This window comes from Trinickia diaoshuihuensis, assembly GCF_003390925.1.
Taxonomy (GTDB): Bacteria; Pseudomonadota; Gammaproteobacteria; order Burkholderiales; family Burkholderiaceae; genus Trinickia; species Trinickia diaoshuihuensis.
In genome coordinates, this window is sequence record NZ_QUBS01000081.1 from 78071 (window position 1) to 98300 (window position 20230).

Sequence of the window (20230 nt, forward strand, 5' to 3'; positions counted from 1 at the left end):
TTCGCGCACTACGTTGCACGCGCGTGCAACGTCCGCGCCGCGTAATGCCTAGCTCATAACGAGGCATCATTAATCAGTGGGGATGGTTGATACTTATGGCTTCTTTGGGAAGGCGAACGAGCGTGTTCGCATGCTTGCGTACCGCGGCTGTCGCAGTCGGTCTAGCTGCCGTCTCGCACCTCGCCTCGGCGGCGGATCTAGTCATCGCGGGACGTGACGATATCTATGGACGTGCGCTGGCGCAAGCGGTCGATGGCTTCATCGCGCAGCACCCGGGCACCGAAATCGAACTGTTGAAGTTACCGAACGGCGATCTCTATCAGAAGCTCAAACTGTCGATGCGCGAGAAGACCGGCGCATACGATCTCGTCCTGATGGACGATACCTGGGCGCCCGAGTTTATCGGCAACGACTGGCTGGCGCAATTGCCGTCCAACTTGGCCGATGCGGACATGATCGACACCACTGTCGCGCTCGGCCGCGCGCCGTCGGGCGGGCTCTATGCACTGCCGATCGTCGGCAACGTCGAAATGTTCGCCTATCGCAAGGACCTGCTAGCCGCCCGGGGCCTTCAGCCGCCGCGCACGTGGGACGACGTGCTGAAAATCGCGCAGACGATCGGTGCCGCGAACAAAGGTACCTCGGGCGTGGTCTTCCGCGGGGCGAAGGGCAATCCCATCGTGACCGGCTTCCTGCCGATTCTTTGGGCCTACGGCGGAGACGTCGTCGACGCGGGCGGCAAGGTGACGATCGATTCGCCGCAGGCGCTGGCGGCGTTGAAGACGCTGCTTGCGCTCAAAGCATCGGCGCCGAAGGACGTCGATGTCTACGGCGCCGCCGAGGTGCGCGATGCGCTGCAACGCGGTACGGCCGCGCAATCGATCGAAGTCTGGCCGGCATGGATTCCCGCACTCGACGATCCGGCGCAATCGCGCGTGGTGGGTCAAGTCGCGCTGCAAGCGCCGCCGGGTCAAGTGAAGGGGCCCGCGCCGATGCTAGGCATCTGGCAAATGGGCGTGCCGAAAGATGCGCCTCACGCGAAACTGGCCATGCAGTTCCTCGCCTATCTGACGTCGCCGGCCGAGCAGACGCAACTCGCGAAGCTGGGCATTCCGCCCACGCGTAAGAGCGTGTTTGCGAACGCCGAGCTATTCAAACAATTCCGCTGGTATCCCGATCAGTTGAAGGCGCTCGAAGCGGGGCGCGCTCGCCCGCGCGTCAAGAACTGGCAGCAGGTCGAGGCGATCTTGGGTGAGTCGCTGCAGCTTGCGGTAACGGGGCAGATGGCCCCGGATGTCGCGCTGCGCAGCGCCTCGCAAAAGATCGCACAGGCGTTGCCTGTGGCGGCGAAGTAATCCGCCGGTTTGGCCGAACGACACGCCCCGATGAATTCGTCTCGCCGCTATTTGCCGCTGGTCATGCTGATGAGCCCCGCCGTGCTCGTGTTAGGCGTGCTTGCGCTGTATCCGCTCGTGCGTGTAATCGTCGATTCGTTTTGCGAGGTCGATTACGTGTCCGGGCACCGCGCATTCGCCGGTCTGGCGAATTACCGCACGGTTGTCTCGGACCGCGCGTTCGACGCGGGCTTTCTCCATACGCTGCATTTCATGGTAGCGGCGTCGTTAGCGGAAGTCTTGCTCGGCCTGGCGTTGGCGCTCGTCTTCGCCCGCTCGTTTCGCGGCCGCAAGATCGCGCTTCCGCTCGCGATCCTGCCGATGATGATCTCGACGCTCGTCTGCTCTTCGATTTGGCGCAGTTGGTTCAACTACCACGGCTTTCTGAACGCGCTGCTCGCCGTGTTTGGAATCGAAGGTGTGCCGTGGTTGTCGGACCCGCACATGGCGATTTGGTCTCTGATCGTCGTCGACGTGTGGCAATGGACGCCTGCCGCGTTTCTCGTGATTCTTGCCGGGTTGCAGTCGATTCCGCAGGAGCTTGTCGAGGCCGCGCGCACGGACGGCGCAAGCGAGTGGCAATGCTTGCGCGACATTACGCTGCCGCTCGTGGTCCCGCACCTCATGCTGGCCATGCTATTGCGTTCGATCGATACGTTCAAGCTGTTCGACAAGGTCTACGCGTTGACCGGCGGCGGTCCTGGAAACGCGACCGAGACGCTTTCAACCTACATCTACGACACCGGATTCCGGTTTTTCAACGTCGGGCCTGCCAGCGCCGCATCGGTTCTGATGCTTGCAGCATGCGCCGTGCTTGTCTCGGGTTACATATGGAAATCGGCCGCGAAACGGCAACGATGAGATCGCCTTCTCTGGACGTGCGCCAAGGTGGGCGAATCGCGCTCGGAAGTCGGGTTTCGGGTTTACTGAGGCTCTGCGCGCTTGCCTGCCTTTTGCTGCCGTGCGTGTGGATGATCGGCGCGGCGTTTATGCCGACGCTGGAGCGCCTCGATCATCCGCTCGCGCTTTGGCCGTCGTCGCCCACGCTCGCGCATTTCGTGTCGGTCTGGCACGGCGGAATCGGGCGGCCACTGCTGAATTCGGCGCTAGTCGGGCTCGGTGCGACGCTGCTCTCGCTTGCGATTGCTTTTCCCGCGTCGTATGCGCTCGTCCGTTTGCGCTTTCCCGCGCGCCTCGATCTAGTGTTTTTGATGTTTGTGCTGGCGCTGAAGCTGATGCCGCCGATTACGATCGCCGTACCGCTCTTCTCGCTGGCAAAGAGCCTGCATCTCCTGGACTCGAAGGCGGGGCTGATTCTCGTCTACCAAGTCTATACGCTGCCGATGGCGATATGGATGTTGCTGCCGTTCGTCGGCGAATTGCCGATCGAGTGCGAGGAGGCCGCCGGGATCGACGGCGCCACGCTCGCGCAGCGCCTATGGCATATCGTCCTGCCGCTTACCGCGCCCGGGCTCATCGCCGCCGGCATCTTCGTGTTCATCACGGCATGGAACGAGTTTTTGCTCGCGCTGCTGTTCGTTTCGTCGCCGAGTCGTTTCACGTTGCCGCTCGCGATCGCGGGCTATGTCACGGAAAACGGTGTCGATTGGGGAGACTTGATGAGTGCCGGGTTGATCGCCTCGGTGCCGACGCTCGTGCTCGCGAGTTATGTGCAGCGATATTTGCTGCGCGGCTTTAGCGGCGCATTGAAATGAACGTGGCATGAGCCCGTTCCGCCGGCTACTCGCGGCGACGCTACGCGCAACTTTTTCGCACGACGGCTTCGACCGGCACGATGCGCGTACGCGAATCGCCCGGGAACGTGCCGATCCGGTCGACGAGAAGATCGACGGCCGTGTTCGCGAGTGCCTGCGTGTCTTGGCGGATCGTCGTCAACTGATAGTTCGCATAGCTGGAAGCGGGGATATCGTCGAATCCGACCACAAATACGTCGCCGGGCACTTGCAAGCCGTAGCGATGACGGGCCGTATCGATCAAACCGAGTGCCAGCAGATCGGACGAACAAAACACGCCGTCGGGCCGTGGCGCCGCGGCGAAGATCGCATGCGCGGCGGCCACACCCGATTCGTAGTCGTCGGAGGCGCTGACGTGGACGCCCATAAAAACCGCATCGCCGGATCTGGAGCGCTTGATCGCGCGGCCGAATGCGGCGCCGCGCGCGCGTGCGCTGTAGCTCGTCTTCGCGGGGCCGACGAAGATCAATTGTTGCGCGCCCGCGCCGGTCAGCATCCGCACGGCATTCGAGGCTCCGCTGACGTTGTCGCTCAACACGACGTCCGCGCCGGGCAAATTGGCGGCGCGGTTGATCATGGTCACGGGGATGCGGGACTTCAGATACTGCCGGGCGAGCGCAACGGGCGGCGAGGCGGATGTCATGATCATGCCGGCGATCCGATAGCTCAGCAGCACTTCGAGGGAGTGCTGGATCTGACGCGGATCCTCTGCGTTCAAAACCAGCGGCGTGAGCGCGTGGCCGCTGAGCGAGGTAATGATGTGCGAAAGCAGTTTCGCGCGAAAAGGATTCTCGAATCCCGCGGTCACGACGCCGACCATGCTGCTGCGCTGCATGTTCATCTCGCGGGCGATCATGTTGACTTGATAGCCCAGCGCTTGAGCGGCCTTCATGACGCGTTCGCGCGTTTCCGGCGCGATGCTGGCCGTCGGCGAAAAGGCGCGCGATACGGCCGAGCGCGAGACGCCGGCTCGCAGCGCGACGTCCGACGAGGTGACCCAATGCTTTTGTGGTTTCTCTTTCATGCGCGATGAAGACGAGCCTGGAAGTTCGGGCCGTTGACCCGCTGCCGAGGAATCGGCGAGCGACATGATACGGCGCCGCGGACTTTAGTGCGGTGAGTATGCCGCTAAAACCTTTACCGAATATTAACGGTCGATCGATGGCCCGCGTTTGTCCTTCACTATCGTTTCTATGCAAGACTTTTTGACCGCATTGGCGGTTTCTCCAGCCGACTGGATGTCGTCGATAGCCGGCAATCGTAAGTTACATGCGCTATCGCTGCCCGGCAGCCACGACACCTGCGCTTACACGGTGGATGACGCGCTCGCGCGCACGCAAGACGCGACGCTCGAAGCGCAATTGAACAACGGCGTGCGCGTGCTCGATATTCGATGCCGTCATGAAAACGACACATTCTCCATTTACCACGCGGGCATTTCGCTTGGTATGAGCTTCGACAGTGTGCTCGATACCTGCAGGCGGTTTCTGGCCGCTCATCCGCGCGAGTGTATCGTGATGTCGATCAAGGAAGAATGGCAGGCGCGAGCGTGCAGCCGCGCGTTCGCGCAAACGTTCGAGCGTTATGTCGCACATGGCGCGAGCGTGCGCTGGCACCTTTCCTCGGAGGTGCCGACGCTCGACGCCGCACGCGGCTCGGTCGTGTTGCTGCGCCGCTTCGCGAGCGATCGGCCGCTCGGCATCGATCTGACCGCATGGCCGGAGAACTCGACTTTCACGATCGACGAAGCAAGTGCGCCGTTCGCGATCCAGGATGAGTTTCGCGTACCGGTCCGCGCATCGATCGACTACAAATGGCGTGCCATCGAGTCGATGCTCGACAGTGCGTGCGACGCAGCGGCCGCGCGGTGGGTACTGAATTTTTGCAGCGGCACGGGCATGAGCGCGTCGCCTCATTGGGTTGCCCATGGCGACGAGACGGTCGCGGGAATCCACGGTCGGCTCGAGCAGCGGCTCGCCGCACGCCGGCAAGCGTGCGGCACGGTCATGCTCGACTTTTGCGACTGGTCGGATTGGTCGCTGGTTCGCCGGCTAATCGCGTGTAATGCCGATCTCGCCGGTTAGCCGCCCACGTAACGAGCGGGCAGGGGCGGCGCATCGGCCGGGATCGAAACGAGCGCCGTGTTCAGCCACTGCTGCGGCGAGCCGTTCGACTGCGCGTAGGCGCCGACGTAAGGCATCATCCGGGTCGTCTGATAGACCTGCGGCGTCCAGCCCGCCGGCGCAAGGAAGACGGATGTCGCGCGCTTCTCGCTGTAGGGGGACGCGCCGAAAGTGGAAATGTTCCAGAGCGTCGCTTGATAGGTCGCGTAATCGGCATTGTGACGCGAACCGCCCGCTTGCCATCCTTCCAACTGAATGAACGTGTTGTACGCACCCGCGCCGGCGAGCGCATTGTTGACGGTACGCCCATAAAGGAACGAGAGAATCAGGCCGCAATTGGCCGGCGCGAAGTCGCTGCCGACGCTCAAGTAATACCGGCCTGTCGTGTTGACTACCGAAGCGTAGTGGGAATTGCCGATGTCGGCCGAGGTCGAGACGCCGCTCGCCCCCATGAAGTCGTCGAACGCTTGGACCGAGACGCCGGCGGGAATATCGCTCGTGGCGCTGATCGCCACCAAATGAGAGCCCGCGGCGAAGAGCGTGAGAAAGGCGGAGACGCTGTCGGCGATCCAATTGCCCGATGCATCGACGAAAGGAAATGCCCGGTATCCGCTCAGGTAGAACGCGGCGGGGCTCGTCCCCGCTTGATAGGCGATTTGCGGCACCCACATCGTGAGTGGGCCATTGCTGGCCGCATTCGTCACGTAACGTTTGAGCGCGTCGAGTAGTTGCGCGTCATCGCTCGGAACCACCGAGTTTCCGGAGCCGTTAATCCAGCGGCTCGTCCACTGCGCAACGAACGACGCCATCTGGTTGCCCGTGAAGTCCGCCGGTGGAACGAACCCGGCGGCGCCGGTGCTTTGATACGCCGACTGGATGACGTTCGCCGTGCGCACGTTGCCGCCGAACATGCTGTTCGCGAAGTCCTGGCAATTGTTCCAGGCGTTCGCGGCGAGCAGACCGAGCGGCACGACGAAGCCTCCTGCCGTTGCCGGGACGGCCCGATAGAGATTGACGTTCGCGGTCGCGGCGTGGCCCGAGTAGGTCGCGGCGTCGGTGCCCGCGATATAGCCGGAGGATGGCGACACACCGACTGTCGTCGCGCCCGAACCGAACGGGTGGACATACGAGACGGCGAATGCGGCGGCGCCGCCCGACAAGCTAAACGAACCCGTGCAATCGGACGCGTTGCTCGAAGCGCTCACGGTGATGCTTTGGCCCGGCGCGGCCAGCGACGCTGACGATTGCGGCGTCGACCCGCTTTGGCTCGACGCATTGCCGAACGCGAGCGTCAAATCGGGGATGCGATTGGCGAGGTTGATCGTCATCGAACGCCCGAATACACCGAGGCTGGTGGCCATCGCGGTTCGAGCGCGCGCACCGGAGGCCGAAGCCACGGTATCCGTCGCACCGCCGCCGCACGCGGAAAGCGCGCCGACGACGGGGGAGAGCGCGAGTGCGGCGCTGCCTTTGAGGAACGTTCTGCGATTGCCAGTTGACGGCTGTTTCCTTGACGTGCGTGCCATGGGGATCCCTATCGTTCGTTTCGGTTGAGATTCGATCGAATTCGGTTGAATTCAGTTGAAACACGGCGGCGCGTTGCATACGTGTGCAACGATGCATGGTTTATCAGTGCTGCCGCGGCAATACAACCGTCTTTATGAACGGGTTTTGTTAAGGGAGTGCGACATAGCACGGGAACGAAAAAGCGCACCGATCCCAGGCGGGAATCGGTGCGCTCGTGATAGCGGACGACGGCGGCGATTTACTTCGCGACAGGCATCGAGAACTCGGCGCCTTTTTCGGTGCTTTCCGGCCAGCGCTGCATGATCGACTTCTGCTTCGTATAGAAGCGTACGCCTTCCTCGCCGTACGCGTGCATGTCGCCGAACAAGCTCCGCTTCCACCCGCCGAAGCCGTGCCAGGCCATCGGCACGGGAATGGGGACGTTGATGCCGACCATCCCCACTTCGATTTGCCGGCCGAACTCGCGCGCCACGTTGCCATCGCGCGTGAAGCATGCCACGCCGTTGCCGAATTCGTGGTCGTTGATCAGTTGGACTGCTTCGGCGAAATCCTTCACGCGCACGCAGGCCAACACGGGCCCGAAAATCTCTTCGCGATAGATGCGCATCTCGGGGGTGACGTGGTCGAACAGCGTCCCGCCCGTGAAAAAGCCGTTCTCATGGCCCGGTACCTTCAGGCCGCGGCCGTCTACGACGAGCGTCGCCCCTTCCTCGATGCCCGTGGCGATGTAGCCTTCGATGCGTTCGAGCGCCTGCCGCGTGACGATCGGGCCCATCTCGGCATCGGGCTCCATGCCGTTTTTCACGACGAGTTGGCGTGCTCGCTCGGCGAGACGCGGCATGATCTTATCGGCCACGTCGCCCACGAGCACGGCAACCGAGATCGCCATGCAGCGTTCGCCCGCCGAGCCGTATCCGGCGCCGATCAGCGCGTCGATCGTTTGATCGAGATCGGCGTCGGGCATGACGACCATATGGTTCTTTGCACCGCCCAGCGCCTGGACGCGCTTGCCATGCTTCGCACCCGTTTCGTAGATGTAGTTGGCGATCGGCGTGGAACCGACGAAGCTGACGGCCTTCACGTCGCGATGCTCGAGCAGGGCGTCCACGACGACCTTGTCGCCTTGCACGACGTTGAACACGCCGTCGGGCAGCCCGGCTTCCTTGAGTAGACGAGCCATGAAGAGCGATGCCGAAGGGTCGCGCTCGCTCGGCTTGAGCACGAACGTGCAGCCGGCCGCCAATGCCACGGGGAACATCCAGCACGGCACCATGCAGGGGAAATTGAACGGCGTGATGCCGGCGACGACGCCGAGCGGCTGACGCACGGTCCAATTGTCCATGCCGCGCGAGACTTGTTCCGTGTAGTCGCCCTTGAGCAGTTGCGGGATGCCGGCCGAGAATTCGATGACGTCGATCCCGCGCGCCACTTCACCTTGCGCGTCGGAGAACACCTTGCCGTGCTCCGCGACGATGATCGCCGCGAGTTCGTCCTTGCGCTGGTTCATCAACTCCAGGAAGCGCAGCATGATGCGCGCGCGCCGGATCGGCGGCGTGTCGCGCCATTCCGGGAAAGCCGCTTTCGCGCTGGCCACGGCCGCATTGACGTCGGCCACTTCGCCAAGTACGAGGCGGCGCGCGATGGCGCCTGTCGCGGGATTGAAGACGGGCTGCGTGCGGTCGCCGGCGCCGCGTACGGTCCCGCCGCCAATGAAGTGGATCACGTCTGCTGAATCGGTATAGGGTTGCATGCCGTCTCCTGGCGAGTTAGTTCATACAGTGCAGTGTAAGAACCGAAAGACGGTATGCAAAGCACCCGGCGCTGAATTGATTGTTTTTTATAGCGAACAATCGTTATGATGTAGCGGTTAAATATGCCCGGTCACGGTTCTTTGCTCGGTCCGGGGCATGCGAGCCTTGGGAATCGAACGGATGGACACCGAAAAAGTCGAAGCGCTTTGGACGCATCTGCACTGGTTGAACGTGCTGGCCGCGCAAGGCACGTTTACGGCCGCGGCCGCGCGCCTCGGCGTAAGCAAGGCGGCGGTGAGCCAGCGCATCGCGGAGCTCGAGCGGGCGGCCGGCGTGGTGCTGGTGCAGCGCACCACGCGCAGCGTGCGCTTCACCGAAGCGGGTACACGGTTGGTGGATGAAACCCGTCAGGACTTCGAGCGCATCGCAGCCAGTTTCGCCAGCGTGCGGGAGCTGGCCGATGTCGTGCGCGGGACCGTGCGCGTGACGGCGCCGGTCGCATTCGCGCGCCAGCAACTCGTACCGCGCCTTGCCGAGTTCTCGCGCGCGTATCCGGAAGTGCGGGTGCAACTGGAACTGTCGGATCGTTTGAGCTCGATTGCCAGCGAGGGCTTCGATCTCGCTATCCGGCATAGCGCGCAGGTGCCCGATACGCACGTGGCATGGAAGCTCTGCGATACGCGGTCGGTGATCGTCGCAACGCGAACATATCTTGAGCAGCGCGGCGTGCCGCGGGCGCCCGACGATCTCGCCGTCCACGACTGTCTTTACTATCCGCGCCCGGTCGGCTCCGGCGTATGGTCCTTCGAGAGAATCGGCAGACGCGCCGCGAGCGCACGCGTGAACGTTACCGTCAACGGACCGCTCTCGGCCAACAATAGCGAAGCGTTGCGCGACGCCGCGCTCGAGCACCTCGGCATTGCGCTGTTGCCCGACTTCACCGCGCAGTCGGCATTGCAATCGGGCAAGCTCGTAGTCCTATTGGAAAACTGGCGTCCGGTCGGCGCATTCGCGTCGCAACTGCATGTATTGCGCCCCTACGGCGTGCAAGTGGCTCGCTCGGTGAAGTGTTTTATCGATTTCTTGCGGCAGACGTTCAAAGACGGTTTTCCGCTAGGTTAGCGCTGGAGCGTCGCCTCGCCGTGGGGCAAGCGCCTTCAAAACTTATGTTTGATCCCGGCGCCTAGTGCCCATGGCGCGTAACCGGGCGCGACCGAATCGTTCGCAAAGACCCCGACGCCGACGGTCCCGTCGCGATTGTTGTGGTAGTAGAGCGCGTCGGCAAAAAGGGTCGTTCGGCGCGATAGATGATAGGCGTAGTTCAGCGAATAGCTTTGAGTGACCCGGTCGCCCCGTTGACTGACGTGTGCGGTACCGACGTTGATGTCATAGGCCCCCAAGGGAATGCCTGCATTGATCTGCCAAGACGAGGCGAACCAATTATCTCCGGTGCGGTGGGCGTGAATATAGTTGCCGCCTATTTCGATGCCGCGCCACCCTTTGTAAGCGAGGCTGACGAGTTCGGTTTTCCAACTGGACGATAGGGAGGTTTTACTATCCGCGTAGTAGCCGTAGTCGTTATAGGCCACGTTGAACTTGAACGGCCCGACGGCGTAGCGAATTCGTGTCCCGATCTGACGGCCCGCTAGCGATTGAAAACCGGCGACGTTCGAAAACCCGTAGGCAACATCGGCGCTGAACCCTCGCCAATGCGGCGTGGAATAGTAGACGCCGTTCGAGAAGTAGTCGGTGTAAGTGTCGTAGCCGAGCACGGTGTCGTATTGAAGCTTGATGGCCGCAAGGCTCGAATCGCTGAAATCGAGGTTGCGGTCGGAATCCACATAAGCCCAATAATCGGGCTTGTGCATGCGGCCGAGTTCGAGCCGCCCGAACGCCGGGTTCGCTAGGCCGACATAGGATCCCTTGCTCCATTCGAGGCCGCCCGACGGTCCCTTGCCGCTTAATAGCTTGAACCCTTGCTCCAAAAAGAAGAACGCGACGGTGCCGCCGCCGAGCGATTCGGTACCTCGCAGCCCCCAATACGAAGTGCCGTTCCACATCTCGCGATTTTTCTGGCCGGCATCGGAATTGCCGAGCATGAAGCCCGTTTCGACTTTGCCGTAGAGCAGTAGCGAAGAGATATCGGGCACGTGCTTGGCCGTATTGTTGAAGCTTCCGATGTCCGGATCTTGAGCGGTCGTCGAGGCGTAATCGGCAGAGTCTCGCGGGGGGGCGCAATGGGCGGTATGCGCGAGCAGACCCGCGGCGCCTGCTGCCAGCAGGCGCCGTCCAGTCGTCTTCATGCAATGTCTCCTAGAGGATGGCTTTTTTTATGCGCGGCGCTGCAAGCGCCGCCATGCGTTACTCGTGTTGGGCGAGGCAATCGGGTGACAACGACTGGCGGGCGATGCTGACGAACCGGTCGAGCCGGCAAGCGGTGCCTTCGGCGGCATCACCGCAACCGGGAAGCGCCAGAGGCAGCCGGGAAGGCGGCGCGGCGAGCGTGAGGGTTTTCATCTCGCGCAATTGATCGAGCGACTGATAAACGAGTTCGACGCTCACGAAATCGCTATGGCTGGCCTTGTCTCGCCACAAGGAGAAGACGAGCGCGCCGCCGGGAGGCGTGTCGTCGGGCTGATCGGGCAACGTCCAGTCGAGCCCGAGCATGCCCGCGAGATTGGCCAAGTTCGTATCGTGCGCGGCGAGCAGGTAGACACGGTTGCCGGCCGGCGCGTGCGTCGCGAACGCCGGGGTACCCGTCGCGGCCTGGGTGAGGGCGCCAAGGATGTCGGCCATCAACGGCGTGCCTTTGCGCGACGCAAGATAGGGCGTTTTCGCCATCAGATCGAACTGAGCATTGTGCGCCGCGAGTAGCCGCGCCCAATCTTCCCCGCTGTGAATGGTGCCCCACCCGACTTCGCCGGGCGCCATCCCTTGGGCGTATTCGAGCAAGAACACCTCGGAGACCGTCGACGCAATGCCGAGCGGCCCGTCGAGGCGACTATGCCGGCCCGTCGCGTCGATTTGCACGCGATTGACCAGGCTGGGCAGACGGCAATTCGTTGCCTGCTGATCGCGCTGACAATAGGGGCTCGATTGAAACTGGAGCGTGTCGTCCATCCGCTCCAGCGACGCGCGATAACGGTCGGCAATGGCGTCTAGCCCTCGACCATCGAACCTGGCGTCGATCGCCGCGCGTGCCGTGGCCGGGTCGAGCTTGCATTGTCCCGACTCCGTCGCATGAAAGAGCGGATCATCCGCATCGAGCTCCGGCTCGTGAGCCGCGTGCAGATTGCAGTGCGGCGCGATCGCATCGACCAAGGCATCGCCGGTTAGACGGGTGCGCTGATCGACGTCGGCCCAAGCAGAGACTTCGTTCGGTGCCGGGCAGGCGTGTTCCGGCAATACCCGCTCTTGCTTCAGCCACGCGCCGTAGTAATCGCCCATTAGGCCGATCAAGTGCGCACCCCGCGCGGTCAACTCGCCCGGCTTCACCGGCCAGGCGGGCCAAGGCTTGCGCGTCAACATCTCCAATGGCGGTTTGGTCTTCGTGGGCGAGCGCACGCCGTGACGGCTGACGATGACGACCGATTCGAGCTGCCATGCCGGCCTCGCGGCGGCGTTCCCGTTGGGCGCTCGCACCGTATCGGCATATGTCGCGGCCGGCGCCGCTGCTAGCGCTGCGGCGAGAGCCAGCCCGCCTAGCAAGCCTACCGTCGACGAGCTGCTCCGCAGTGGATTCGTCATTCTTTTTTGCACTCGATTGCAATTTAGTCTAAACATAATGGGCGATCAGAAACGTACCGTCATGCCGACGATGACGGCCACCTGGTTGCTGGTCGACGATGGAGTGGAGTTTTGTGAATCTCCGGCGAGCGCGGCGGCATCGATGATTTGCGCCGCACCCTTTGCCCCGAGTGTCTGGCCGTTCGCATGCGTATAGGCTTGCAATGCGTACAGCGTCGTTCGCTTGGAAAGGTTGTATGCCTCTTTCAGCGAGACCTGATGATAGCGCGCGGCCGAGCGGATCCCGTTTGCTTTGGATGCCAGCGTGTACGAATATCCGGCGCCGAGCGAGAAGGCGGGCGTGAAGTTGTAGGAAGCCAGTCCGCTATAGGTATTGAAAATCGCCGTGTCTTTGAAGAGGGAGCGCCCGCCCGGCGCGTACCTGACGTTCGAATAGTTGAGGCCGAGCACGAGATCGCCGATCGTGTAGTTTCCCGCAACGGCGAAATGTTGGATGCTGCGGGCCGAGACGTATCCGGCATTGACGGCAGAAGTGGGAATGCTAGCGGTGGATGCGCTGTCGAAGCCGCTCGCGAGTTCGGTGTTGTACATCTTCAGGTAGCCCGCGGCGATGCCGATGGGACCTGCCGCATAGCGCACCGCGGCGCTGAGCGACTGACCGCGCTCGATGCTGCCCGCGATACCGCCGACGCCGTATTGGGCCGAAGCCGTCACCCCGGCAATCGTCGGCGAAACATACGAAACCGAGTTGTTGATGCGAAAACTGCTGTCGAGTCCATCGATGTCGCCGGGATGCGCTCCGGTCGCGCCCGTCAACCAGTTGCTACCGGTATAGGGGCCTAGGAACAGGTAATACGGAGTGTATTGACGTCCAAGCGTAAGCTGGCCGGCTCGGTCGCTCTTGAGCCCGACGAATGCTTGGCGGTTGAACAGCAACCCCGACGTGGAGTTGGCGCCCGTATTCATGTCGAAGCCCGCTTCGAGTTGGAATAGTGCCTTCAGGCCCCCGCCCAAATCCTCCGTGCCTAGCAAACCGAACTTGGAGGTGGAGAGATTGCCGGCTCGCAGGTAGGTGCGCGATGCCCCGAGCGAGTTGTTGACGTACGCGATCCCGTCGTCGGCGACGCCGTAGAGGGTGACCGCGCTTTGCGCGAGCGCGGCGTGGGCGCCCAGTGCGAAAAGGCTGGGGATGAGCCAGCGTAGGGCTGGTTGCGCGCCATGAATGCGCGCGGGGTGAGGCATCGACATGTAAACGTCTCCGATCGTTATGAATCGCGGCGCTCGAGGCCGCGTTTGCCGCCGCCCGCTCGAGCGACGGTTTCGAGGTGCACTCGCATTTCTGATTGCACACGAGTGCAATATTCGAGCAAGTCCGAGAGGCTTTCAACCCGTCAAGCCGCCGTTGGGATCGGCAATTACCCGAATTCGCGGGTAAACACGGGCCTCGCGCTCCCCTTGACCGGCATCGAGAAATGAACACGAGTGCGAGGCGCATGTCTTTTGATAAGCTATCGCCCACGACCACAGGCAGCGCCACGAAGGTGCGCGAGGACATGAGCGAGAAGGACAAGGATAAAAGCTGGGCGACGGCCGAGGACGTGGCCCGTCTGGCGGGGGTGTCGAGATCGGCCGTTTCGCGCGCTTTCACGCCGGGCGCGAGCGTATCGAGCAAGACGCGCGAGCGGATCATGAAAGCGGCGGAGGAACTGGGCTACCAGGTCGATTACAACGCGCGCAACATGATCCAAGGCCGAAGCAGTTTCGTCGGCGTGGTGACGTCGGGTCTGGACAATCCGTTTCGTGTGAAGCTTCTGGCGCCGATCGCGCATTACCTCGGCGAACATGGGTTCTTGCCGATTCTCATGAACGCCGACGACAGCGATCAAATCGCGCATTCGCTGCAAATCCTGCTGAGCTATCGCATTGCCGGCGTCATCATGACTTCGGGGGCGCCGCCGCTTGCGCTGGCGCGCGAGTATCTGAATCGACGCGTGCCCGTGGCGATGGTGAATCGCGCGGCCGAACTGGACGGCGCCGATGTCGTCAATAGCGACAACGAGGGTGGAGGACGCTTCGCGGCGCAGCGGCTCGTCGATTCGGGCGCGAAGCGATTCGCTTTCGTCGGGCCGCATTTGTCGAATTTCAGCGGCAAATCGCGTTGCGATGCCTTCGTCTCCGCGCTCAAGGCGTTGCCCGGCAAGCGCGGAGAGACGGAGATCTGCAATACGCCCAACGACAGCTACGAGAGCGGTCAGCAGGCGGCCAATCAGTTGTTGAACCGGGCGCGCGGAGTGCCCGACGGCGTCTTCTGCGCAACCGACATGATCGCGCTCGGTTTCATGGATGCCGCGCGCCACCGGTTCGGCCGGCGCGTGCCCGAAGACTTACGCGTGGTCGGCTTCGACGATATCCCGCACGCGGCGCTGGACAGCTATCGCTTGACCACGGTCGCCCAGAACGTCCAGGAACTCGCGCGCCAGACCGTGCAAGTGCTCGTCGAACGCATGGCCGACTTCCATATGCCCGCGCGGATGCGCGCGGTACCCGTCGCGTTGATCGAGCGAGACAGCGCGGGCGTATTGTCGGGGTAAGCCCCTACGTTTTTTTCGGTTTTCCCACCCGATTCGGTTCGAGCCGCTGTTGAACCCGGTCTCACTTGGTGTTAAATTGCACTCGTGTGCAAAACGACTTCGACGATATGCGGAGCCGAGCACGCAGGGCAGCCCGGTCCGGCCGGGTGGTCGCTGTCCGTTAGGGACATGGCGGCCGCGCCACTCAAATAAATGGAGACAATCGGATGAAACCGCTCTTGCGACGCTGCGTCGCCGTGCTTTTCGCTTGTGGAACGATCTCGGCCGCGCATGCGGCGGGGAAGCTGAACGTGTTGTGTTCCGCCGACTTGGAATGGTGTCAATTGATGAAGACGCGTTTCGAGAAGGAAAGCGGGATCGACGTGTCGATGATCCGCAAGAGCGCCGGTGAAAGCTTCGCGCAGATTCAAGCGCAGGCGAAGAATCCGCAGGTGGACGTGTGGTGGGCAGGCTCGGGCGACGCGCATCTGCAAGCGGCCTTCGAAAATCTCACGCAGCCGTATCAGTCGCCCGAACTGCCGCATCTGCAACCGTGGGCGCAGTCGTTCGCGAAGGTTGCGCAGTATCGTTCGGTCGGCATCTATCAGGGCGTGCTGGGTATCGGCTATAACGAAACGGAACTGAAGGGGCGCAAGTTGCCCGTACCGAAATGCTGGAAGGATTTGCTCAATCCCGCCTACAAGGGGGAGATTCAGATCGCCAATCCGAATTCGTCGGGCACGTCGTATGTCGCGCTCGCGACGCTCGTCCAATTGTTCGGCGAGGACGACGCCTTCAAGTATCTGCGCGCGTTGAACGCGAACATCAGTCAGTACACCGATACGGGCGTCGCACCGGGCGAGGCCGCATCGCGCGGAGAATCGACGGTCGCGATCGAGTTCATGCACGATTTGATCAAACAGAAAGCGGCGGGTTTTCCGATCGCCGTGGGACCGGCGTGCGAAGGGACCGGCTATGAGATCGGCGGGATGAGTATCGTGGCCGGCGCCAAGAATCCGCAGGAAGCGAAGCGCTTCTACGATTTCGCGCTGCGCGCCGACACCCAAAGCGCCGGGATCGAGGCGAAGGCCTATCAGATTCCCTCGAACGTCGCGGCGAAGATTCCGCCGCAGGCGCCGAACCTCGCATCGATCAAGCTTATCGATTACGACTTCGCCAAGTACGGCTCGCCGCAGGTACGCAAGCATTTGCTGCAGCGTTGGACGGCGGAAATCTATTCTCACGGCAATTGATTGGCGAAGATGAAAAAGATCTTGTCGATGTGGCTCGCGGCGGGCGCATTCGCGCTGGCGGCACTGCCGTGGTACCAGCAGGACGGCGGCGTGTTCGCGCTGCATTGGTTATCGCCCGCGGTTTACGGCACGCGCGCGGGAGCGCCTGCTTTGTTGCAGGCTTGGCGCTGGGGGCTAATACCCGTAACGGCCATGTTTGCGATTCTGGCGCTGCTTGCACTCTCTCTGGTTTGCGTGACCGCGCGGCGGCGGCTCGGCTTGCTTTGGGCCGCGCTGGGCGCGGCCGGACTCGCCGCGCTCGCGTGGGCGGCGTGGGGACCGGGGATGAACCTTCCGACCGGGCTCGGCGCGGGGGCACTCGCGGCGGCGGCGGTATTCATCGTCGCGACGACGAGCGGGACTGCTTTAATGGGCGCATGCCGAGGCGATCTGTTCGTGACTGGCGCCATCGGTATCGTCGTCGCGCTGATCGGCATTTTCGTGTTCTGGCCGGTCGGCAATATCTTGCTCGATGCTTTTCGTGACATGAACGGCGCTTTCTCGCTCGCCGCCGTCGCGCCGCGCATTGCGTCGCGCAGCGTCTGGGGGCTCGGTTGCCTCTTCGGGGGGCGCAGTTGCGGTGTGGCGTGGAATACGGCGGTGCTGGCGTTTGCGAGCGCGAGCGGTGCCGTGGCGCTCGGGGCGGTGTTTGCGCTGCTCGCGACGCGGACACGCTCGCGTGGCGTCAAGTTGCTGCGCAGCCTCGCGGTGCTGCCGATCATTACGCCTCCGTTCGTGCTCGGGCTTGCGCTGATCTTGCTGCTTGGACGTAATGGCGTGCTGACGCTTTTCGTCGCGAACCTCCTCGGCGTGGCACCGGGCCGGTGGCTCTACGGTATGACAGGCGTGTGGCTCTCGCAACTGCTCGCGTTCGCGCCGATCGCTTTCATGACGCTGATCGGCGTCGTCGAGGGCGTGGGGCCGTCGCTCGAGGAAGCGTCGCAAACGCTCGGCGCATCGCGCTGGCAGACCTTCGTGACCGTGTCGCTGCCGCTGATGCGCCCCGGTCTCGCGAATGCGTTTCTGCTGTGCTTCATCGAGAGCATGGCCGACTTCGGTAATCCGATCGTGCTCGGCGGCAATTTCCACGTGCTCTCGACGGAGATCTATTTTTCGGTGGTGGGCGCGCAGAACGATCCCGGTCGCGCGGCGGGGCTCGGGCTCGTCCTGCTCGCCTTCGCTCTCGGCGCGTTTCTCTTGCAGAATCTTTGGCTTGGCCGCAAGTCGTATGTGACCGTATCGGGCAAGGCTGATAGCGGCGCCCACGCGGCGCTCGATCCGCGCTTGCAAGCGGGTTTGTGGTGCGTGGCCGCGCCGTGGTTCGTGTTTACCGTCGTCGTGTACGCGATGATGCTGCTGGGTGGGTTCATCAAGGTATGGGGCGTGGACAATAGCCTCACCTTCGCGCATTACCTCGACGCTTTCGCCGTGACGAGCCATGCCGGCGGGTTGCATTGGCAGGGCCAGGCGTGGCCGTCCTTTTTCACGACGATCGCGATCGCGGCGATCGCCACGCCGCTGACCTCGCTCGTGGGCATGCTCGCCGCTTGGCTGCTGATTCGGCAACGTTTCGCGGGCAAGCGCCTCTTCGAATTCGGCACGCTGCTGAGCTTCGCGATTCCCGGTACCGTGATCGGCATTGCTTATTTGCTGACGTTCAACGCGGGACCGATCGAGCTCACGGGGACCGGCGCGATTCTGGTGCTGTGCTTCGTGTTCCGCAACATGCCGATGGGGCTGCGCAGCGGCATCGCCGCCATGCGCCAGCTCGACGCGAGCCTCGACGAAGCCTCGATCATGCTGCGCGCGAGCAGCTTTACCACCATCCGGCGCGTGATCTTGCCGTTGTTGCGGCCCGCGCTCGCATCGGCACTCGTCTATAGCTTCGTGCGCTCGATTACGTCGGTCAGCGCGGTGATTTTCCTCGTGAGCGCCAATTACGACATGGCCACGTCCTACATCATCGGGCTCGTGTCGAACGGCAACTACGGCACGGCGATCGCCTATGCGAGCGTGCTCGTCGTGGTCATGCTCATGATGATTCTTCTGGTGCAGCGTTTCGTCGGCGTGCGGCGGCTGCGGGCCCAGACACGTGTACAAGCCGCGGGCAAGCGCCCCGCGGTGTTGAAGGAGAAAGCGGCATGAACAACGGGCAACAACGAGGTGCGCTCGCCTTCGAGCGAGTCACGAAGCGCTACGGCAAGAGCATCGCCGTCGACGACATCACGTTCGCCATCGAACCCAAGACCATGGTCACGCTGCTCGGGCCGAGCGGTTGCGGCAAGACGACGACGTTGCGCATGATCGCGGGCCTCGAGCGCGTCGACGAAGGGCGTATTCGGATCGGCGGGCGAGACGTGACCGAGCTGTCGGCGGCGGAGCGCGACGTGAGTATGGTCTTCCAGTCTTATGCGTTGTTTCCGCATATGAGCGTGCTGGAGAACGTCGCCTATGGACTTACGGTGGCGCGCGTGCCGAAGAAGCAGGCGCATGAGCGTGCGCACGACGCGCTCGCGCTCGTCGGTTTGGCGGAACAGGCCGCGCGCTCGCCGAGCGAGCTATCGGGCGGACAGCAGCAACGCGTGGCGGTCGCGCGCGCGCTCGTGCTGCAACCGGAAATCCTGCTGCTCGACGAACCGTTGTCGAACTTGGACGCGAAGATGCGAACCCGCGTGCGCGACGAAATCCGCGACTTGCAGGTGAAACTCGGGCTCACGGCGGTCTATGTGACGCACGACCAGGAAGAAGCGCTCGCCATCTCGGACCAGATTGTCGTCATGAATCGCAAGAAGATCGCGCAGCAAGGTACGCCGCGCGAGATCTTCGAGGCCCCCGCGGACGAGTTCGTGGCCGACTTCATCGGCAATGCCAACGTCGTCGACGGCGAGATCCGCGTGGCCGACGGCAAGACGGCTCGTTGCGCCGTGAGCGGGGCGCAGATCGATCTGCCCTACGGGGGCACGCGTACCGGCGCGGTGCGCATTGCCATGCGTCCCGAGGCGATCGAGCTTGCGCCGTGCGAGACCGGCAGCTTGGTCACGGGCGAAGTCAGCCGGGCCATCTATCTCGGCAGGGAAATGCAATACACCGTTCAAACCCAACTTGGAGAGCTATTCGTGGTGTGTCATCGACTCGATCAAACTTTTCCGCGCGGCGCGCAGGTCGCGTTGCGGTTCAAGGCGCACGGCGCGGCTATCGTCGGAGCGCACGCATGAGCGAGGTGACAGCCGTCGCGGGCGAGCAAATCGATATCGACCAACGCTATGCGCTCGCATGCCGGATCGCGCGCGAGGCGGGGCGGCGCGCGATGTCTATGTGGCGCAAGCGGGACACGCTGACGATCGAACATAAGGGACTGCAGGATGTCGTCAGCGTGGCCGACCGGGAGGTGGAGCAGCTCGTGCGCGCCGCCGTGAGCGAGGCCTTTCCCGGCGATGCGTTCCTGGGCGAGGAAACGGCGAGCGAAGTGGGCGAGGGGATTGCGCACGAGCGCGTGGTCTGGGTGGTCGATCCGATCGACGGCACCAGTTGCTTTCTGAACGGCATGCATGCTTGGTGCGTGTCGATCGGCGTGCTCATCGACGGCGAGCCCGCGATCGGCGCCGTCTACGATCCGAATAGCGACGAGTTGTTCCACGCGGCGCGAGGCCGTGGCGCCTGGGTGAATGCGGCGCGCATGCGTGCAAGCGATGCGCGCTCGGTGCGCGACGGCGTGCTCGGCGTGGGGTTCTCGCACCGCGTGAAAACCGACGCCTTCGTTCCGTTTCTCGAACGGCTCTTGACGCAAGGCGGCATGTTCGTTCGAAACGGCTCCGGCGCGTTGATGATCGCCTATGTAGCGGCCGGCCGGCTGATCGGCTATTACGAGCCGCACATCAATTCATGGGATTGCCTGGCGGGTCTCGTGCTCGTGCGCGAGGCCGGCGGCACCGTCAACGACTTTCTGGCAGAGCGCGGTCTGCTGCGCGGCAATCCCGTGATCGCCGCCAGCGAGGGCTTCTATTCGGATCTGGTCGGTTTGATCGAAGGGACCACTCGCGCGGGGTGAGTTCCACGATCGCCGCAACGCACG

Annotated in this window: 16 protein-coding genes; 10 read left to right on the plus strand and 6 right to left on the minus strand. The window is 63.1% G+C overall.

What is annotated here, in order from left to right; all coding sequences use genetic code 11:
* Positions 1 to 95 precede the first annotated feature (95 nt).
* The 3 genes from DXT59_RS18650 to DXT59_RS18660 are packed head-to-tail and all read left to right on the plus strand — an operon-like array spanning position 96 to position 3109.
* Positions 96 to 1355 (plus strand): ABC transporter substrate-binding protein, encoded by a 1260-nt coding sequence (locus DXT59_RS18650; RefSeq protein WP_116138349.1) that lies wholly within the window; start codon positions 96 to 98, stop codon positions 1353 to 1355.
* Between the two features lie 30 nt (positions 1356 to 1385).
* On the plus strand, positions 1386 to 2255 hold the full coding sequence (locus DXT59_RS18655) for a carbohydrate ABC transporter permease (RefSeq protein WP_116138350.1): 870 nt from the start codon (positions 1386 to 1388) through the stop codon (positions 2253 to 2255).
* Positions 2225 to 3109 (plus strand): carbohydrate ABC transporter permease, encoded by an 885-nt coding sequence (locus DXT59_RS18660; protein WP_420823400.1) that lies wholly within the window; start codon positions 2225 to 2227, stop codon positions 3107 to 3109. The genes DXT59_RS18655 and DXT59_RS18660 overlap by 31 nt, the downstream gene beginning before the upstream one ends.
* Positions 3110 to 3149: 40 nt before the next feature.
* Here DXT59_RS18660 and DXT59_RS18665 read toward each other — a convergent pair whose 3' ends face one another.
* Positions 3150 to 4172 carry a LacI family DNA-binding transcriptional regulator gene (locus DXT59_RS18665; protein WP_116138351.1) on the minus strand — a complete coding sequence of 341 codons (1023 nt, stop codon included), beginning with the start codon at positions 4170 to 4172 and terminating at the stop codon, positions 3150 to 3152.
* A 169-nt stretch (positions 4173 to 4341) separates the two neighbouring features.
* On the opposite strand from DXT59_RS18665, the gene DXT59_RS18670 reads away from it, so the two are divergent.
* On the plus strand, positions 4342 to 5232 hold the full coding sequence (locus DXT59_RS18670) for a phosphatidylinositol-specific phospholipase C (protein WP_162878134.1): 891 nt from the start codon (positions 4342 to 4344) through the stop codon (positions 5230 to 5232).
* Here DXT59_RS18670 and DXT59_RS18675 read toward each other — a convergent pair.
* Together DXT59_RS18675 and DXT59_RS18680 are read right to left on the minus strand one after the other, a co-directional pair.
* The gene (locus DXT59_RS18675; RefSeq protein WP_116138352.1) at positions 5229 to 6797 is read right to left on the minus strand and encodes a pilus assembly protein; all 1569 of its coding nucleotides are present in this window, start codon (positions 6795 to 6797) and stop codon (positions 5229 to 5231) included. The two genes, DXT59_RS18670 and DXT59_RS18675, sit on opposite strands and share 4 nt — an antisense overlap.
* 239 nt (positions 6798 to 7036) lie before the next feature.
* Positions 7037 to 8548, minus strand: coding sequence for a CoA-acylating methylmalonate-semialdehyde dehydrogenase (locus DXT59_RS18680; RefSeq protein WP_116138353.1), 1512 nt, complete (start codon positions 8546 to 8548; stop codon positions 7037 to 7039).
* A gap of 181 nt (positions 8549 to 8729) precedes the next feature.
* On the opposite strand from DXT59_RS18680, the gene DXT59_RS18685 reads away from it, so the two are divergent.
* Positions 8730 to 9671, plus strand: coding sequence for a LysR family transcriptional regulator (locus DXT59_RS18685; RefSeq protein ID WP_116138354.1), 942 nt, complete (start codon positions 8730 to 8732; stop codon positions 9669 to 9671).
* Positions 9672 to 9706: 35 nt separating this feature from the next.
* On the opposite strand, the gene DXT59_RS18690 is transcribed toward DXT59_RS18685, so the two are convergent.
* From DXT59_RS18690 to DXT59_RS18700, 3 genes are read right to left on the minus strand one after another with little or no spacing between them, the layout of a single operon-like run.
* On the minus strand, positions 9707 to 10852 hold the full coding sequence (locus DXT59_RS18690) for a porin (RefSeq protein ID WP_116138355.1): 1146 nt from the start codon (positions 10850 to 10852) through the stop codon (positions 9707 to 9709).
* A 58-nt stretch (positions 10853 to 10910) separates the two neighbouring features.
* The gene (locus tag DXT59_RS18695) at positions 10911 to 12296 is read right to left on the minus strand and encodes a histidine-type phosphatase (RefSeq protein ID WP_162878135.1); all 1386 of its coding nucleotides are present in this window, start codon (positions 12294 to 12296) and stop codon (positions 10911 to 10913) included.
* A 45-nt stretch (positions 12297 to 12341) separates the two neighbouring features.
* Positions 12342 to 13544: a porin gene (locus tag DXT59_RS18700; RefSeq protein ID WP_240324573.1), complete on the minus strand. Its 1203-nt coding sequence runs from the start codon at positions 13542 to 13544 to the stop codon at positions 12342 to 12344.
* Positions 13545 to 13789: 245 nt separating this feature from the next.
* Here DXT59_RS18700 and DXT59_RS18705 point away from each other — a divergent pair, with 245 nt between their 5' ends.
* From DXT59_RS18705 to DXT59_RS18725, 5 genes are all read left to right on the plus strand, one after another.
* On the plus strand, positions 13790 to 14887 hold the full coding sequence (locus DXT59_RS18705; protein ID WP_338065181.1) for a LacI family DNA-binding transcriptional regulator: 1098 nt from the start codon (positions 13790 to 13792) through the stop codon (positions 14885 to 14887).
* 206 nt (positions 14888 to 15093) lie between these two features.
* Positions 15094 to 16119: an ABC transporter substrate-binding protein gene (locus tag DXT59_RS18710; protein ID WP_116138357.1), complete on the plus strand. Its 1026-nt coding sequence runs from the start codon at positions 15094 to 15096 to the stop codon at positions 16117 to 16119.
* Positions 16120 to 16128: 9 nt separating this feature from the next.
* On the plus strand, positions 16129 to 18303 hold the full coding sequence (locus DXT59_RS18715) for an ABC transporter permease (RefSeq protein WP_116138358.1): 2175 nt from the start codon (positions 16129 to 16131) through the stop codon (positions 18301 to 18303).
* Positions 18300 to 19373, plus strand: coding sequence for an ABC transporter ATP-binding protein (locus DXT59_RS18720; RefSeq protein WP_116138359.1), 1074 nt, complete (start codon positions 18300 to 18302; stop codon positions 19371 to 19373). Before DXT59_RS18715 ends, DXT59_RS18720 begins: the two co-directional genes overlap by 4 nt.
* Positions 19370 to 20206, plus strand: coding sequence for an inositol monophosphatase family protein (locus DXT59_RS18725; protein WP_116138360.1), 837 nt, complete (start codon positions 19370 to 19372; stop codon positions 20204 to 20206). The genes DXT59_RS18720 and DXT59_RS18725 overlap by 4 nt, the downstream gene beginning before the upstream one ends.
* Positions 20207 to 20230 lie beyond the last annotated feature (24 nt).